Consider the following 17,485-nt stretch of genomic DNA (forward strand, 5'->3'; position numbering starts at 1 on the left):
TCTCGACTCCGCCTTCCCGGCTTCCGCCAAGAACGTTCAAGAGCCGCTGCTGTAGCCTTTGCGCTCAGCCGCTTGCGGATACCCGCGATTGTCCCCTTTCCGCAGACGGTGCTGGCGCAGCCACTCCTCAAGGGCCCCCGAGCCGAACAGGACGCCGATCAGGATGAGCACGAACCCTGACATTTGCACGAGCGTGACCGCCTCGCCCAGCAGGAGAGATGAGCCAATCAAGGCGAAAAACGGATTCAGATTGATGAAGATCGACGCCTCCGCGGCGCCCACCTGGCCAATCGCGTAATTGTACGTCATATGCCCGACAGCCGTCGCGATCACGGCCGAACCGAGGAAGACCGCCCACAGCCCGATATCGGTCTGCGCCATGCTGGCCATCCCCTCCGGCTCCAGCACCCAACTTAACGCGTACAATCCGAAAGACCCGAAGAACAGCATATATCCCGTCATCAGCCGCGGATCGAGCGTGGCGGCCATTTTTTTAATCAGAATGAAGCTTATCGCCTGCGCCAGAATGGCCAGGAACACATACACATCCCCGATCGAGACGCCGCTCATCCCCGAGCTCCCATGGGTGACGATGAAGGCGACGCCGGACAAACCGAGCACGATGCCGGTCATATTGAACCAGGTCATCCGGGTGCCCAGGAACAGAATCGCCATCAGCGTCGTCAATAACGGCCCCAGGCCGAGAATCAAGCCGCTGTTGGAAGCCGACGTATTCGCCAGGCCAAGCGACAAAAAATAATGATGCCCCACTACATTAAACAAGGAAGCGATCAGCACATAGCCCCATTCCTTGCCCCGCAGCAGCCGCAGCTGACGCATCGGTATGAGCAGCAGGAACACGCTCAGCGCCGCCGTCATAATGCGGAATGCAGTCATGGTGACCGGCATGAAATGCGTCACCAGCACCTTCGTCGCCGTCACGTTCAAGCCCCATGCAACCATCACGCCGACCAGCATCAGATAGATGGCGTATTTTTTCACGCAAACCCACTTCTTTCTGTCTGACTTCGGAAGAATAATGGATGATTTCTTCTGTAACTTATCCATCCTCTCATATCCGCGCCATTTGTCAAGACCGGGGAGTCTCTCCCATTTCCTGAAGACATTCCTTGCGATGCAGCAAGCGCATACATATCCCGCGATCACGGATCGATCCCTCCGGCTTCGCCTGCTCCTTCCGCATGATTGAATTTCCTTTGGCAAATACTGAAAATATTACATCTAAAAGCGGAGGCCATCATGAAACATATCATTTCCATTTACGCGAATGACCTGAAGCGAATCGGATCCAATTGGGCCGCCACAGTCATCATTCTCGGCTTGAGCATTCTTCCGTCCCTGTATGCGTGGTTCAATATTGAAGCATCGTGGGACCCGTACAGCAATACGCGCGGCATCAAAATCGCCGTCGTCAACCTTGATCACGGGGACGTGATTATGGACAAGCCCGTCAATATCGGCAATGAGGTCATTGAGAATCTAAAGACCAATACGCTCATCGGGTGGACCTTCGTCGGCAAGGACGAAGCGATGCGGGGCGTCAGCCACGGCGATTACTACGCCGCCATCCTCATTCCGGAGGACTTCTCCGCCCGTATCGGATCCGTGCTGTCGAACGAGCCGATCAAGGCCGAGATCCTCTACTTTGTGAATGAAAAAATAAATGCCGTCGCTCCCAAAATTACATCCAAGGGCGCCACCGGCATCATCGAGGAGGTCAGCGACAACTTCGTCAGAACGGCCAACCGGACGATTTTCAAAATCTTCAATGAACTCGGAGTCCAGCTGTCCAATGAGCTGCCGACCATTGAGAAGGTGAAGAACCTCGTCTTCAAACTGGAAAACTCATTCCCCCGCTTCTCGGATGCGGTGAACACCGCGATGAGGGACGTGACGACCGCGGACCGGATCGTGAACGAGGCCTTGAATAATCTGCCCACCGTCGCCCAATTGGCGAAGGACGCGCAGCAATTCTCGTCCAAGCTCGCGGACTTGCTCCAGTACAGCCGGGAAGGCATCGAGACCATCTCCCCGTTCATTAAGCAGGACCTGAGCACCCTGCAGCAGGCCGCGGAATCGGTGAACCAGGTGACGGCGATTCTTCAGAACGTCACCGCCGACCCGTCGCTGGCCAGCAAGGGGCTTGGCCGGCTGTCGGAGAAGCTGGGCGCCGCCGTGAAGATTGCGGACAGCGCGGCCGATTGGTTCCACCGGCTCAGCCAAGCGGTCACCGGCGGACAGCTCCATGGCGTAACCGATAGATTGCGGCAGCTCTCGGACAAGCTCGCCCAGCAGGCCGCGACCGTCAATGAGATCAAGGCCGCGGTCGATCGCGGCGAGGACGTCGGGGCCGATCTGCTGGACCATCTCCATCGGCTGTCCGAGGATGCGGGAGCCATTGCGGGGGATATGCTGAACCGGTACGACAGCGAGATTCAACCTGCCATGCTGCAGGGCGTGGACAAAGCGGCCGGGGACATCGCCAAAGTGCGGCAAGTGCTCCAGGATGCCATCAAAAATATTCCGGACATCGAGACGTTGTTGAAGGACGCCTCGAAGGTGATCGCCATCGGCACCGAGAAAATTCCGGCAATTCAGAAGAACCTGCCTGCCGTTCAAGCCAAAATTACGGAATTTGCCGATAAAATCCGTGCGTTTGAGGAGCAGGGCGATATTGCCGAAATTATCGATCTGCTGAAGAACAACTTCGAGAAGGAGAGCGAATTCTTCGCCGAGCCGGTCATCCTGAAGGAGAACAAGCTGTTCCCGATTCCGAACTACGGTTCGGCCATGTCTCCGTTCTTCACGACGCTGTCTCTCTGGGTCGGGGCGCTGCTGCTCGTCTCGCTGCTGACGGTGGAAGTCCATGAGGAGGGCAAGCATTATACGAATGTGCAAATCTATTTCGGCCGGTACTTCACCTTCCTGACCATCGCGCTGCTCCAGTCGCTGTTCGTAACCGCCGGCGATATTTATCTGCTGAAGACCTACGTGCTCCATCCGGGCTGGTTCATCGTCTTCGGCCTTATCATCAGCGCCGTCTTCATGCTTGCCGTCTACACGCTGGTCTCGGTCTTCGGCAACGTAGGGAAGGCGCTCGCCATCGTGCTGCTCGTCCTGCAGCTGGCCGGCTCCGGAGGCACCTTTCCGATTCAGACAACACCGCCTTTTTTCCAGGCGATTCATCCGTTCCTGCCGTTCACCTATGCCATCAGCATGATGCGGGAAGCGGTCGGCGGCATACTATGGGATATCGTGCGGCGCGACATCATCGTCTTGGCGGTCGTCGCCGGCCTCTTCCTCCTCATCGGCCTCGTCCTCAAAAGCCCGATCAACAAGGCAAGCGCGGGGCTGGTGCGAAAAGCGAAGGAGAGCAAGCTGATCCATTGACCTGTAATTTCTGCCATACCGGGGAGGCCTTTCCCAACAAGGCCTCTTTATTCCCGCATCCCCCCCTGTTACAATGAGAGAGGCAGCAAGAAAAATGGGGGCGTGACACGAATGCGCTTTTTTCATCATGCAACGGATGAGATACGTAGCTGGAACCGCAATATCCAGCTGTTTTTTATTGCCAACCTTCTCTACCAGATCGGAACCGGCATGTTCTCCGTTCTGTATAATCTATATGTGCAATCTCTCGGCTATAACGATCAGATGAACGGGACCATCATCAGCGTGCAGTCCTTGGCGACGGCAATCCTGTTCATCCCGATCGGACTGCTTGGAGACCGCTCCAGCCGCAAGCGGATTCTGATTGCCGGCTCGCTGGTGACGGGCATCAGCTTCATGCTGCGCGCCTTCGCCGAAGCCCCGCTGAGCCTGCAGGTGCTGGCCGTCTTTACCGGCATATTCGCAGCCTTTTTCCAGGTAATCGCGATTCCTTTCCTGGCGGAAAATACGCCGAAGGAGCAGCGTCTGAAGCTGTTCAGCTACCATTCCTCGATGGTGCTGGCCGCACAGGTGCTGGGGAGCATGGGCGGCGGCTATCTGGCCGACGTCCTGCAGGCGTTCGGCTGGAGCAAGATTGTCAGCCTCCAGTCGGTGCTGCTCATCGGCGGCGCAGCCAGCTTCGCGGCCTTCCTGCCGCTGCTGCTGGTGAAGGAGAGCAAGCGGGCCGCCCGGAAGCCGGAGCCCGCTCCCGCCCCGGCGCCTTCGCAGGCTTCCGAACCGGCGCCCGCCGCAGCCAAGCAGCGGGAATGGAAGGTCATCCGGCGCCTGACGTTCTGCCAGCTTCTCGTCGGCCTCGGCTCCGGCCTGGTCGTGCCGTACTTGAACCTCTATTTCACGAACCGGTTCTCCGTCTCGCTGACCGCCGTCGGATTGCTGATCTCGCTCGGCCAGGTGATGACCATCGTCTCGATGCTTATCGGCCCGACCTTGGTCCACCGCGTCGGGCAAGTGCGCGCCGTCGTCTTATTTCAGCTGATGTCCTTGCCGTTCCTGCTGTTGACGGGATTCACGAACCTGCTGCTCATTGCATCCATCAGCTTCCTGTTCCGGCAGGCGCTCATGAACGCGGCCAATCCGATTCAATCCGCCATCATGGTCGACCGCATATCGGATTCGAGACGTGGTATCGCTAACTCGCTGACCCAGACCGCCTTTATGCTCGGGTGGGCCAGCATGGGCTCCGTGCAGTCGTTCCTCGTGACCTCGTACGGCTACTATTGGGGCTATGCGATGACCTTCTCCATTACCGGCGTCCTATACGTGACCTCGGCCATATGCTACTTCTTCATGTTCCGCGAGGATCGGCCGAACCGCACGGGCCGCTTCCGCCGCCGGCCTCGCACCGGCAGCGCTCCCGCCATATAAGCGGAGCGAATGCAAGCAACCGGAGCCGATGCCTCCGGTTGCTGCTTTTTGGCATGTGGCCCGTTCCCCCCGGCCTGCCTTGCCTGTCCCATCGCCTCAGGGGTCCCTATCGCCACTTCTCGGAACAACTCTCCTTTGTTTTTCTCTTAACCTCTCTTTTCAACGGCATCTTGTCTCTTACGGGCACGATCCCACCCGCTCAGATCCGTTCCGCCAGCTCTCATATCCTCTAAATCAGAGTTAGTAAGGATGACCCTGAACCAATGGAAGACTGAACAAAAGAGTTGCGCCCATTCCCTTTCCAGTTTCGCGTCCTTCGCTTCACCTTCACAACTTGTCTATCCGAGCGTACAGACGATTCTCTCCCTTGGGCAATCCAACTCCCCTTTTTGATGGAAACCTGAACAATGGGGATAATGGCCATAAGGACAGACAGACACCCTTGTCCGCTCTGCTCTCGAAGTTCGGCATATCCCCGCATATTTCACTTATCCACTTCTCTTTCCGGTTATCTAGCCGGGGCATCCCGCAAGCCCCGTTATCCTCATTCTGCCGTGCTGTGGATAACCGCATTCGACCGTCACGACAGTCTTATCCACATGTGGACAACCTTCCTTCGGTTCACTTATCCCGCTTATCCACAGCGATGCTCACAAAAAAACAAGGGCCGCCGACCTTCCGGTTCAGCGCCCTTGCTCTTCCGTGCTGCGCACGCTACTCTTTCTTCTGCTGTCCTTCACACGATAAGAAATTTGGCCTCCCGATCGCAATTCATGCAGCATTTGACCGGCTTCTCCCAATCACTGAATTCGACCTCGTCCAAATTGACCAGATCGGGAGCATCCTCATACTCATCTACGAATTTATCGATTGCCAATTCTACGTGTTCTTTACAGACGACATACATGCATGTTTCCCTCTTTCTTGCCTAACCTGCTGTCAGTATTGGAAAAGTCATTGCTCCGGTTCCGGCGCTCCCCAACGAATGCGAAACGCCGCGGATATGCACCGTTCTCTTGTCATTGTGTCCCGATTAGTCCGGCTTATCCGCCAAGATCACCTTTACCGTCATCAGCACGCCGTCGCGATAGAAATGAACATCCATGCTATCGCCGATATGCTTCTTCTCATACAAATATTTGCGCAGCTCCAGGGTCGAGCCGATCTCCTGCTTATCGAACCGGACGATAACGTCGTTCAGCTTCAAGCCGGCCTGCTTGGCGGGGCCTGATGATTCCAGGACGATAACGCCCTCTCTCACGTCCTTCGGAAGGCGGATGTCCTCGCGCTGTTCCTCGGTAATCGGCGCGTACGGATTGTTCACATCGACCGTATAGACGCCGAGATACGGCCGCACGACCTTACCGTCCTCCATAATCTGTTCGACTGTCTCCATCACTTCATTGATCGGAATCGCGAAGCCCAATCCTTCCACGCCCGTAGTCGCGATCTTCATCGTATTGATGCCAATCACTTGGCCGTCAAGATTGACAAGCGCCCCGCCGCTGTTGCCCTCATTGATCGCGGCATCGGTCTGAATCACCGTCTGCTCCCAGTCGTATACCCCGTCCTGGTTCAGCGACACCGGAATCAGCCGGTTCGTATACCCGACGATCCCGGCCGTGAGCGACCCGCCGAAGCCGAGCGGATTGCCGAGGGCAATGACCGTCTCCCCGCGCCGAATCGCGCGGGAATCGCCAATCTCAGCGACCGCTGTCACGCCGGCGGCGTCAATCCGGACCACCGCGACATCCATGACGCGGTCCTTGCCGACAAGCTCGGCGTTCTTGCGCTGTCCGTTGTCCAGCACGACCTCCAATTCGTCCGCGCCTTGAACGACGTGCTCGTTCGTCAGCACATACGCCTTGCCCCCGTCCTTCTTGAAAATGACCCCGGAGCCGAGATTCATATCCTGCGCCGCACCGTTTTCATCGCCAATCTGCTTCTGCTTGTTGACCATGCTGACCACGGCCGGACTGACCTTGTCCGCAGCCTGGACGATCCGCTCGTACGGATCGTTCGCCATCGCATTGCCCGCCACCGCCACGGCGGGAGAGCCGGCCTCTCCGGATCCGGTAATCCAGCTGAACAGGATGACGGCGACGAACGCGCTGATAATCGAGCTGACGACGGCGACCTGCACCGTCGACCACTTGCCGCTTCCTGACCGTCTAATCCGCTTCCAGCCTTCACGGGGAGCCTTGGTACGCCGGTACCATCTGCGCTCGATCCGCCTTCTCACCTTCGGTGAGAAAAAATCATCCTCAAACAAGCTCATCCGAACCCACTCCCCTCAACCCGGGCTCTCGCCACGTTCGGCTGCTGCTCCGACTCTCTGCATCCTATTACCCATTACACAGGAATGCCAGGCTTTCAAACGGTCAACACTATATATGAGATGCCTGCAGCGGACAGTTCATGCGTCAGGCATGTCATCATTTCGTTTCCTCGTACATATTCTATCATACATCGTTCTCGTTGAGAGAAAAGAGACGGCATTGTAACTCTTTACCATCCTATTCCGTTATGAAGGAGGAAATGCACATGAAAACAGCCTCTTCCGCTTGGTCGGACGTCAATATTGTGGGGCAACTTGCCGACTTGAAGGAAGACCAATACCGCCTTACGCTTGCCTTGTCCACCTTAATGGAGCTGCTGGTCGAGAAAGGGCTCATCACCGATGAGGACATCGCGCGCAAAGCGCATGAAGTCGATCGATGGCTTACCGACGAACCGGAGACTTCTCGCTGACCTTATCCCATGCCGTGGGACGGTCATAATACGTATCTTTCAACTGGAACTCGCTCTCTTTGAAAAAATGGCCCTTGCTTTCCATCACGTCCTGCACCGTCATCCGGGCCAAGTCCTGCATATTGTGATCCAGGCTCAGATGCGCCAAATATGTACGGCGCGTGTTGCCGGTGACGACCTCGCACAACGCCTCGCCCGCCGCATCGTTCGACAAATGGCCCAGATCGCTCAAAATGCGGCGCTTGATGTTCCATGGATAACGCCCGACGCGGAGCATCTCGACGTCATGATTCGACTCCATGACGAGCACATCGGAGTCGGCGATCGCGTCACGGACCTTATCGCTCATGTAACCCAAGTCGGTCGCAACCGACAGCTTCGTCTCCCCCTCGAAAAAGCGGTATGCTACCGGCTCGGCCGCATCATGCGAGATGCCGAACGACTCCACGCGCAGATCGCCGAAGTCGCGGGCTTCGCCGGTCTGCATGACGATGCGGTTCTCCTCCGCGATATTGCCGACATGCTTCTCCAGCGCGGCCCACGTGTTCTCGTTGGCATAGATGGGCAAATCGTATTTCCGCGCAAACGCGCCCAATCCTTTAATATGATCCGAATGCTCGTGCGTGACGAAAATCGCGTCGATCTGCTTGCCGGAGAGTCCCTGCTCCTCCAGCAACTGCTCGGTCCGCTTGCAGCTCAGACCGACGTCGATCATCACCGTCGCGTCATCATTTTGAATCACGGTCGCATTCCCCGTCGAACCGCTTGACAACACTGAAAATCGTAAACTCATTTCTCGCTCTCCTTCTTTCCCGCTTCCGAACTGTCCACCGCTCCATTGATCGCATTTACGTAGTACACCTCGCCATTTTCGAGCAAAATCCGCCAGGAAGGAGCCGCTACCTGCGTATCTGCATCGAAAAGCTGGCCGTGATAGCCCAACTGGATATCCTTCACGATCGAGCCGGGCGCCAGCACGTTGTCGATCACGCTCTGCAGCGCTTTGGTGGCGGACAAAATTTTCTGCTCCTGATTGACCTTCGGCTCGATCAATTCCACATATTGCTGACGGTAGGCCGTAATCTTCTGGCTGCGGGTGCTCAGCTCAAGCGTTACTTCGAATATCGGCAGCCCATTCGCCAGCCGCTGGTGCAGCAGGAAGGTGTCGACGCTTCCGCTGAACGAATCATAGCGATACATTTCAATATGGGGAATCTCTCCTTGCAGCCCGCGCACCAGATCCTTCTCCGAGAAAATGATGGTGCTGTCCTGCGGATTCTCCAGCGGCACCGGATCCGGATCGCGCCGGACGAACCGGTACGTAATTTCGCGCAGCGCCGGGGTTTCCGCCGGTATTTTAGCCGTAACCTGAATTCTCTTCACGTCCATCATCTGGCGGGTCTCTTCAGACAGCGACGTCCAGTCCAGATCGGAATGGAGCTGCTCGCGAATATCCTGCCACAGCTGGTAGCCGAGCACAATATTCAGCAGCAGGAACGCGTATATCAAAATATTTTTGGCCCGACTCCAATCCATGCCGATCCTCCTTTGCGCTTCATGATCCCGGTTCCATCGAGCGGAAGTCGCCCTATTGCAGCAGCGTCGTCGAACCGTCGTTGAACTTCACCTGCCACGTAGGGATCAAGTGAATCGTCTCCTTGCTGTAATGCGGCACGTAGACGGGATCGACGCTGACGATCTCATTCAGCCGCCCGAGAGCCTTCAGCTTGTTCAGCAAGTCGTCGCCCGCCGGAAGCTTGCGTATCTCTTTCTCGGCAGACCGATTGAAGAGCTGAATGAGCGAGCGCTCGTAATTGGTAACCGTTCCTTGCTGAATCGCCACCTGCATATAGCCGAAATGGAAATCCGGCGTGCTGACGACCGGGTATGAGCCCCAATACTGCTCGAACCGCATGACGACTCCGCGTTCATTCGCGCCGCCGTACAATCCCGACTGTCTTTCGTTCGGACCTGGCAGCGTGAAGCGGTATTTCCCGTTCCACCCGCCATGCTGGTTGATGAAGCGGACCGCTGATGTCGCATCCGCCGCGACATCCTGCTTCCCTTCCGTCATCACCGCCGGATCGGAATAGATAATCCAGTGCTCTCCCCGGTTGATCTCCAGCCCCCGCTTGGCGTCGGTATAAATTTCAGAGTTGCCGGCGACGATATTTTTCGTCAAGGCAGGATCGAAGAACAGGCTGCGCTGCATCTGCTCCACCGTAATCCGCTCGTACGGCAGCTCCACCTCCACCGCCTCCAGCGGTTCCTCCGGCAGATAGAACATGCCGCCGACCAAGCGGTACGGCGTCCAGGTGCGGCCGAATTCGACCTGCTGGGTGACATCCTGCACAGTAAGATTGGCGCGTGTCGATTCATAGACCGCGTCTCCCTTCGCATTGAAGAAGTACACCCTCACCTCGTTCGACTCCGGATTGGCATACAGCCACATCCGCTTGATGGTCTCTTCCATGAAGGTGGTATCATCCCCAAGCGGGAAGACCCGCTGCAGCAGCTTCGCCGGAACCGGCGAGTTGAACCTCAGCTCGATTCCTTCGTTCTGCTTCCGGACTCGCTCCCAATCGACCGATGAGACCGGACGGTATTGGAAGCCGTCATACGTCCGGCCCTGCAGACGCTTCATGATAATATTGTAGAACGTTGTCCCCGGATACAGCATCGTATGCTTGTCTCCTCCCAGATGAAGAATCATCTGTTCCGGGAAGACGAGGTTTTCCAGCCGTTCCTCCGGTCCGAGCGGCTCCGTTTTGATATAATCGCTGGACGTCTTCTTCTCGAAATTGTAATTCGGCATGCTATACATCAGGAAGAAGCTCTGGAGTAGGCTAAGCAGCACAAGCACAGTGAGCAATATCGTCTTCAGCCGCTCAATCATACACTTGGGTCACTCCCTTCGGCCGAGACCGGAAGGGTGAAGGCCACCTTGGTGCCTTCATTCCATTCCGACTCGATTCGGATATCCCCGCCATGCGCCCGCACAATTTCCCGGGCAATGGACAACCCCAGACCGGTTCCTCCCATATTTCTCGATCGCGCCTTGTCGACACGGTAGAAGCGTTCGAAAATACGCTCCAGATCCTTTTGCGGAATGCCGATCCCGTTATCGCTGACGTTCACCTCAACATTCGGCCTGCCTTCCCGGAATACGGCGGACAAGGTGACCTCGCCGCCATCCGGCGTATATTTCAACGCATTCGACACAAGATTGTCGAGCAGTTGATCAATCTGATCGCGGTCGATGACGACCGGAATATTGGTTCCCTCGACCGAGGCCTTGGCTGTAATCCGCTTCTTGCGGAACTGGAAGGAGAAGCGGTCCAGCACATCCTCCAGCATCTCGGCAATGTCGGTCGGCTGCTTGCGCATAATCGCCTGCTTCGAATCAAGCCGCGACAGATGAAGCAGATCCGTCACGAGCCGGATCATTCGTTCGGTCTCATTGCGGATAACGCCGACGAAGCGACCGGACAGCTCCTTCTCCTCCAGGGCGCCGTCCTCCAGCGCCTCCGCATAGCTCTTGATCGTCGTGAGCGGCGTGCGCAGCTCATGCGACACATTCGCGACGAATTCGCGGCGCGATTGCTCCAGCTTCTCCTGCTCGGTCACATCCTGCAGGACGACAATCGAGCCGGTCATGCCTTCGCCGCGGCGGTGAATCGGGGTGAACGTGACGCGCAGCACCGTCTCGCCTCCAGGTTCCGCCGCATCGCCAGCCCCGCGCGCCGGGAGCAGCATCCCGTTGTTCTCCCCGCTGACGAGCTGCTCGACCTGCCGATCCGGAATGCTGAGCAGCCCGGCGATCGACCGGCCCAAGGCATCCGCCTCCCGAATTCCCAGCATGAGGCAAGCCCGGCGATTGACGAGTATGACTTGTCCCGCTTCGTCCGTCGCGATAACGCCGTCGCTCATATTGGTCAGGATGGAAGCCAGCTTTTCCTTCTCTTCCTCATTCGCATTGAGCGCTTCCTGGAGCCGCCGCGTCATATAATTAAACGCCTCGCTCAGCTGTCCGATCTCGTCCGTGCCGAGCACCGGAACTTCGCCATCGAAGTTCCCCTCGGCCACCTTCGTCGCCTGCTTCGTGATCTCCTTGATCGGCTGCGTAATCGTATGGGCGAGAATGATGCCCAGCACCGCCGTCAGGCCGAGCGCGATCGCCATCCCCGAGAAGAAGATGCGGTTGATTCCGTTGATCGTCTCGTAGAGCTCCTTCATCGAGGCGACGATATACAAGGCCCCGACCAGCTTCCCGTTCGAGTAGACGGGCTGGGCCACAATCTGCTTGCGCACGTTCTTGTCATCGATGATAACTTCCTCGTTATAACTGATGCCCTGCAGCGCACGGTTTACGACCGGCTCCGTATTTTTGCGTCCGACATATTCCGTGCTCGTCTGCGAGGAGGTCGTCAATACCCGGCCCGTCGCATCCAGCACCTGAATCTCCATCCCGTTCATATTGATGAAGTTGCGAACGAACCGATCGATCTCTTTAATCGTGTTCGGATTGTCTACCGTCTCATCGCCCTTCAACGTCTGGCCCGTATAATGAGACAGCAGTCCTGCCGTATTGCGCAGATCCCGGGAGAAGTTCAGCGTCAATGAATTCTTCATCGAGCTGACAAAGTATACACCGATTAATTGCATCGCGATCAGAATGAGCAATACGTAAATAATGATCAGCTTCGCTTGAATCGTGCGAAAAAACCGGCCGATCCCCCGCTTCATTTAGAAGCCCCCGTTACGCGGGTTGCGCATCATATAACCGAGGCCCCGCCGCGTAATGATGTACTCCGGCTTGCTCGGATCATCCTCGATCTTCTCGCGAAGACGGCGAATCGTCACGTCCACCGTTCGGACATCGCCGAAATATTCATACCCCCATACCGCCTGCAGCAGATGCTCCCGAGTCATGACCTTGCCTGCATTTCGAACCAGATAATGAAGCAGCTCGTACTCCCGGTGGGTCAGATCGAGCATTTCCTTGTTCTTGTACACGACATACATGTCGGTGTCAATCAGCAGCTCATGCAGCCGCAAGCCGTGCTTCTCGCCGTTATCCGCATTCTGCCCGTCCGACGCCGCTTGGGCGGACGCCTTGTTCTGCCGCCGCAGGTGCGCCTTCACCCGCGCCAGCATCTCGCGCGTGCTGAACGGCTTCGTTACATAATCATCCGCGCCCATCTCCAGCCCGAGCACCTTGTCCAGCTCGGTATCCTTTGCCGTCAGCATAATGATCGGCATATGAAGATGCTGTCTGATCTCCCGGCATACATCCATTCCGTCCTTCACCGGCAGCATCAGATCGAGCAGAATCAGGTCCGGCTTCTCCGACAGCGCGAGCTCGACCGCCGCGCCGCCATCGAAGGCGCAGATGACCTCGTATCCTTCCTTTTCCAGATTGAATTTGAGAATATCCGCTATCGGCTGCTCATCATCCACCACGAGAATTTTGCCGTGCATGAAGCCACACCTCTCTCTATCTTGAAAATGTCCCCTATTATGATTCGGTTCCGACTTGTCAGGAATCGATAGAATCAGTTCATACGATCCGTGCCCCTCTATATTACCATATTTGCCGCCCCATCCCGAATGTCAACCCCGGATTGGACAAATTTAATAAATTCTTCTCCCCTTCCCGCCTTCCTTCCGTTACTTCCAGGGATGCATCAAAAAGAGGCGGGATCATTCTCCCGCCTCGGTATCGGTTAAAGATACGGTTTCAAGCAACCTCCGGGTGCTGAAAACCGGCCTTTTTAAGTCTGAATTTATAAGTATTTTAAAGGATTCTTGACTTCATCGTTCACATGAATCTCAAAATGCAGATGCGTGCCCGTCGAATTGCCCGTATTGCCCATCACGCCAATGTCTTGTCCCTTCTCGACAATATCGCCGACTTTGACGTTAATCGAGTTGAGATGGCCGTACAACGTCTTGTACCCATTATTATGGTCGACGATGATGGCATTGCCATAGCCGCTCTTCTGGCCGGCAAAAATAACGACGCCTTCGTCCGCGGCCAGGATCGAGCGGTCGGACGATACAAGATCGATGCCTTTATGCGTCCGGCCCCAGCGGCTTCCGAAGCCGCTGGTCAGCGTAGCTCCGTTGACCGGCCAATCGAAGGTGCCTGTCCCTTCGCCGCGCACCACCTTCGTTCCGCGCAAAATAATCTCCGGCACGGAAGGCTCGATCACCTCTTGCTCAATCCACTCTTCATGAGTCAGCTTGCCGTTATCCTTCGTCAGGCGGTACGACATCCGCTTCAGCCCCTGCTTGCCCTTGCGCACGACCTTCGATTCGCCGGCGCGCATATCCGGATCTTCCTTGATGATCCGCTGCGGCTCCGTCACCAAGTATTCGCTATACGCTTCTACGGTCTTCACGGTAATCATCGGCTTCGCATCGGTCAGATCCAGCTCTTGTCCCGGCTTCAGCACTTCTTCCCCGACGTTAGGATTGTTGCGGTAGATGGTTTCCAACGGCACATTCTGCTTTTTGGCGATCGAAGAGAGCGTATCTCCCTCCTTCACCGTATACTGGACCGGCTTGGTGACGCCGGTCGTCAGCATTCGGAGCGCCTCCTCGGGCTGCAGCACCTGCTGCGGGTCGGTATTGCTCTCCACCATACTTACCCGCTCGCGGAACTCGACCGATTCCACCCGTGACATCGCCTTCGTGGCATTCGCGGAACGAACCGGCGCGGACAGCACCTTGACCTCCTTGGCCGATTTGCCTGTGCCCGCCTTGCCGGAATACTTCGACTTAATCTGGGCAAGAATCTTCTCCGCCGTCGCTTCATCCTTCACGATGCCGATGCTCTTGCCGTTGACCTTGAGCTGGACGCCAGCCGCATACGGCTTCAACGTGCGATCCAGCTTGGCGATCGTCTCGGCCGTCGCCGGTTTCGCCTTGAAGCCGGAATCCGGCTCTGTACGGATATGCTTCGTGTCGAGCTGAATATGGGCGTTCGGATATTTTCCCTGCTCTTCCTGCTGCTTCTTCGCATAGAACGACTCCAGCTCGTCCAGACTGGAAATCGTTCCTACCCATTCATTATTGTTATATACGTGAAAATACGCTACCGTATTGGCATGAACATAAGCGGTTCCGCCCCAGATCGATGCAGCGATAAGCGCTGCGCCCCCCAGTGTCAGACCAAGTTGCTTCCGGTGAACAGCGATCCACTGTTGAGCGGATTCCGGCATCATCCGACGCCACGCTGCCTTCCATTGTTGCCACCGGCTGCCTGAGACCGAATTCTTCTCATCCTTCCGGTGATCGCTATCGTAACGTTCCATGTCAGTCTCCTTTTGCTTCACATCTGATATCAAGACTTCTGCGCCGATTACAACGGGAATTCGAATGGTGGCCATGGATGCCTGTACGCAACGTACCGGCAAGGCTCGATTCCCTGTATCCGTATCCATTCTGTCTCTGCATCATCCTGCGGACCCCGACAAATGGTTAAAGTTTTGTCATCTTTTTTCCACCTTTTATACTGTAACATAGGTCGGAAGAACAATGCAACTGACGAAAAAAATGGGCAAAAATAAGGAGATTTTCGGTTTTTTCGTTCCATTCTCGTTCAAAATTCGTGATCCAACGCGAATATGGCGCACCTGCTATGCAAGATGCGCCATATCCGCGTTTTTTATTCATCATAGGCAAAGCGGCAGACCAGGAATATAACCGGCGAAGGGTTATGGCGTCCCCGTTCCTTCCGGAGCGCTCGCTTCGCCATTGGCCTCGGATGGTCCGTTCGGCTCCTCCGCCTTGTCCGGCTTGCCCTTCAACCATTCGAGCATCTGCCCGTATTCTTCGTCATTCAAATACTTCGCCAAAATCTGCTCGGCTTCCGTCAGCTCCGCCGCCGTCAAGCCGTCCTCCATCAAGGTGGACAGCCGCTGCATCTCCTCCTGGGGCAGCTTCTTCATCAAAGTGGCGAATAGCTGCTCCTTGTTGGACGCCGGAATCTCTTCTTTATTGCGGGACAGCGCATCCGGAGAGATGACGACCCGCTCCCGCTCCGCGGCGTCGCCGGAAGAGATTCCGCCCATCACAGGCAGCGCCCCGTCGCCAGGCTCCTCCTTCGGCGGATCGGATGCTTTTTTGCCCGCTGCGGGCGCTTGCGGACTCTGCGGCGTCAGCTTGCTCTTGTCCGGCTGTGCCGCCTTGCCTCCGCTTCCGAACAGTTCCCCCCACATCGACGTGAGCGTGAGAGCAGGCCGCTCTATCGGAATCTGAAATGTATTCAAGGCCGATTGAATATAGCGATCGACGACGACCGCGGTCGTCGCTATCGTAATAAAGCCGGATAACACGCTGACCGTCACGATGATGGCGATCAGGCGGATAATGCGTAGCGTCATGCGCATAATGAAGCCTCCCAGCCGCTATCCGTCCATCTAGCAATGAAAGAGAGAACGGATAGAGTTGCAATTGTATTACTGCTTAGTATGCCCAATTATGCGCAAAAAAAACCGGCCGTCCCTCGCGGGAACAACCGGCTCACAACCCTTGTCTTCATCTATTAGCGATAGATCGGACGAACCTGGTTCGTCTGCTCGCGATTGCGTCCGACCGAGAAGATCGAGATCGGAATGCCTGTAAGCTCGGATACCCGCTTCACATAGTTGCGGGTGCTCTCCGGCAGTTCTTCCATCGTCTTGCATTGCGAAATGTCTTCGGTCCAGCCTGGCATTTCCTCGTAGATAGCTTCACATTCTGCGAGCATGTTCAAGTTCGCCGGATAGTGCTCAATCACCTGATCGCGGTATTTGTAAGCCGTGCAGATTTTGACCGTCTTCAATCCGGTCAGCACGTCCAGCGAGTTCAGGGACAATCCGGTAATGCCGCTTACCCGGCGCGCATGGCGCACGACGACGCTGTCGAACCAGCCGACGCGGCGCGGGCGGCCCGTAACGGTGCCGTACTCATGGCCCGCTTCGCGGATGAAGTCTCCGGTCTCGCAATTCAGCTCCGTCGGGAACGGGCCGTCGCCTACGCGTGTCGTATAAGCCTTGGCGACGCCGATAACCTCTTCGATCTTGGATGGTCCCACGCCCGAACCGATGCAGACCCCTCCTGCCGTCGGATTCGAAGACGTAACGAACGGATAGGTGCCTTGGTCGATATCGAGCATGACGCCTTGCGCCCCTTCGAACAGCACCTTTTGGCCGGCATCGATCGCGTCGTTCAACACGACGGACGTGTCGACGACATACTTGCGGATCGCATCCGTATATTGCAGATATTCGTTCAGCGTCGCTTCAATATCCAGTTCTTCGCCGCCATACATCCGGATCAATTCATTCTTTTCTTTGGCAAGATGGCGGAACTTCTGTTCGAATACGTCCTTGTCGAGCAAGTCGACGATCCGAATGCCGTTGCGCGCCGCTTTGTCCATATAGGCAGGGCCGATCCCTTTGCGGGTCGTCCCGATTTTGTTCGGTCCTTTACGCTCTTCCTCCAACCCGTCCAGCACCATATGATATGGCATAATGACATGTGCCCGATCGCTGATGCGGAGATTGTCGGTCGAGAAGCCATTATCGTGAATATATCCAATTTCTTCGATTAACGCCTTTGGATTGACTACCATGCCGTTTCCAATGACACAGATTTTGTCCTTGTAGAAGATGCCGGATGGTATCAGGCTCAGCTTATACTTTTTATTATTGATTAGGATCGTGTGCCCCGCATTGTTACCGCCTTGATATCGCGCCACTACATCTGCGCTTTCGGCGAGGAAATCGGTGATTTTCCCTTTTCCCTCGTCACCCCATTGGGTTCCTACGACGACTACTGTAGACATTTTCATACCCCCGTCGGGTGTTCACACACCAATATTCGCTGCATTCTTCCGAAGGCAGCATTT

The 17,485-nt window shown here is 56.2% G+C and carries 14 protein-coding genes; 3 read left to right on the top strand and 11 right to left on the bottom strand.

What is annotated here, in order from left to right; translation table 11 throughout:
- Positions 1-36: 36 nt before the first annotated feature.
- The gene (locus L6439_RS27770; protein ID WP_213471618.1) at positions 37-1,002 is read right to left on the bottom strand and encodes a DMT family transporter; all 966 of its coding nucleotides are present in this window, start codon (positions 1,000-1,002) and stop codon (positions 37-39) included.
- A 258-nt stretch (positions 1,003-1,260) separates the two neighbouring features.
- Between L6439_RS27770 and L6439_RS27775 the strand changes: the two genes are divergently transcribed.
- Both L6439_RS27775 and L6439_RS27780 read left to right on the top strand, forming a co-directional pair.
- Positions 1,261-3,411 (top strand): YhgE/Pip domain-containing protein, encoded by a 2,151-nt coding sequence (locus tag L6439_RS27775; protein ID WP_213471619.1) that lies wholly within the window; start codon positions 1,261-1,263, stop codon positions 3,409-3,411.
- A gap of 111 nt (positions 3,412-3,522) precedes the next feature.
- Positions 3,523-4,836 carry an MFS transporter gene (locus L6439_RS27780; RefSeq protein WP_213471620.1) on the top strand — a complete coding sequence of 438 codons (1,314 nt, stop codon included), beginning with the start codon at positions 3,523-3,525 and terminating at the stop codon, positions 4,834-4,836.
- A gap of 736 nt (positions 4,837-5,572) precedes the next feature.
- Here the strand turns inward: L6439_RS27780 and L6439_RS27785 are convergent.
- A complete protein-coding gene (locus tag L6439_RS27785; protein ID WP_168178540.1) occupies positions 5,573-5,743 on the bottom strand; it encodes a CxxH/CxxC protein in 171 nt (56 codons plus the stop codon).
- Positions 5,744-5,869: 126 nt separating this feature from the next.
- On the bottom strand, positions 5,870-7,114 hold the full coding sequence (locus L6439_RS27790; RefSeq protein ID WP_168178539.1) for a S1C family serine protease: 1,245 nt from the start codon (positions 7,112-7,114) through the stop codon (positions 5,870-5,872).
- Between the two features lie 266 nt (positions 7,115-7,380).
- Here L6439_RS27790 and L6439_RS27795 point away from each other — a divergent pair, with 266 nt between their 5' ends.
- Positions 7,381-7,587, top strand: coding sequence for a hypothetical protein (locus tag L6439_RS27795; protein ID WP_006678707.1), 207 nt, complete (start codon positions 7,381-7,383; stop codon positions 7,585-7,587).
- On the opposite strand, the gene L6439_RS27800 is transcribed toward L6439_RS27795, so the two are convergent.
- The 8 genes from L6439_RS27800 to L6439_RS27835 form a co-directional block, all read right to left on the bottom strand.
- Entirely contained in the window at positions 7,559-8,380 is an 822-nt protein-coding gene (locus L6439_RS27800) for an MBL fold metallo-hydrolase (protein ID WP_213471621.1), read from the bottom strand. The genes L6439_RS27795 and L6439_RS27800 overlap by 29 nt on opposite strands.
- On the bottom strand, positions 8,377-9,123 hold the full coding sequence (yycI, locus tag L6439_RS27805) for a two-component system regulatory protein YycI (RefSeq protein ID WP_168178537.1): 747 nt from the start codon (positions 9,121-9,123) through the stop codon (positions 8,377-8,379). The genes L6439_RS27800 and yycI overlap by 4 nt, the downstream gene beginning before the upstream one ends.
- Positions 9,124-9,175: 52 nt before the next feature.
- On the bottom strand, positions 9,176-10,483 hold the full coding sequence (locus L6439_RS27810) for a YycH family regulatory protein (protein WP_213471622.1): 1,308 nt from the start codon (positions 10,481-10,483) through the stop codon (positions 9,176-9,178).
- The gene (gene walK, locus L6439_RS27815) at positions 10,480-12,333 is read right to left on the bottom strand and encodes a cell wall metabolism sensor histidine kinase WalK (RefSeq protein WP_168178535.1); all 1,854 of its coding nucleotides are present in this window, start codon (positions 12,331-12,333) and stop codon (positions 10,480-10,482) included. Before walK ends, L6439_RS27810 begins: the two co-directional genes overlap by 4 nt.
- Positions 12,334-13,068 carry a response regulator YycF gene (yycF, locus tag L6439_RS27820; RefSeq protein ID WP_168178534.1) on the bottom strand — a complete coding sequence of 245 codons (735 nt, stop codon included), beginning with the start codon at positions 13,066-13,068 and terminating at the stop codon, positions 12,334-12,336.
- 305 nt (positions 13,069-13,373) lie between these two features.
- Positions 13,374-14,906, bottom strand: a complete 1,533-nt coding sequence (locus tag L6439_RS27825) for a peptidoglycan DD-metalloendopeptidase family protein (RefSeq protein ID WP_168178533.1) — start codon at positions 14,904-14,906, stop codon at positions 13,374-13,376.
- A 402-nt stretch (positions 14,907-15,308) separates the two neighbouring features.
- On the bottom strand, positions 15,309-15,983 hold the full coding sequence (locus tag L6439_RS27830; RefSeq protein WP_213471623.1) for a spore coat protein: 675 nt from the start codon (positions 15,981-15,983) through the stop codon (positions 15,309-15,311).
- A gap of 155 nt (positions 15,984-16,138) precedes the next feature.
- Positions 16,139-17,422 carry an adenylosuccinate synthase gene (locus L6439_RS27835; protein ID WP_213471624.1) on the bottom strand — a complete coding sequence of 428 codons (1,284 nt, stop codon included), beginning with the start codon at positions 17,420-17,422 and terminating at the stop codon, positions 16,139-16,141.
- Positions 17,423-17,485: the final 63 nt, after the last annotated feature.

The sequence above is a fragment of the Paenibacillus dendritiformis genome, assembly GCF_021654795.1.
Classification (GTDB): Bacteria; Bacillota; Bacilli; order Paenibacillales; family Paenibacillaceae; genus Paenibacillus_B.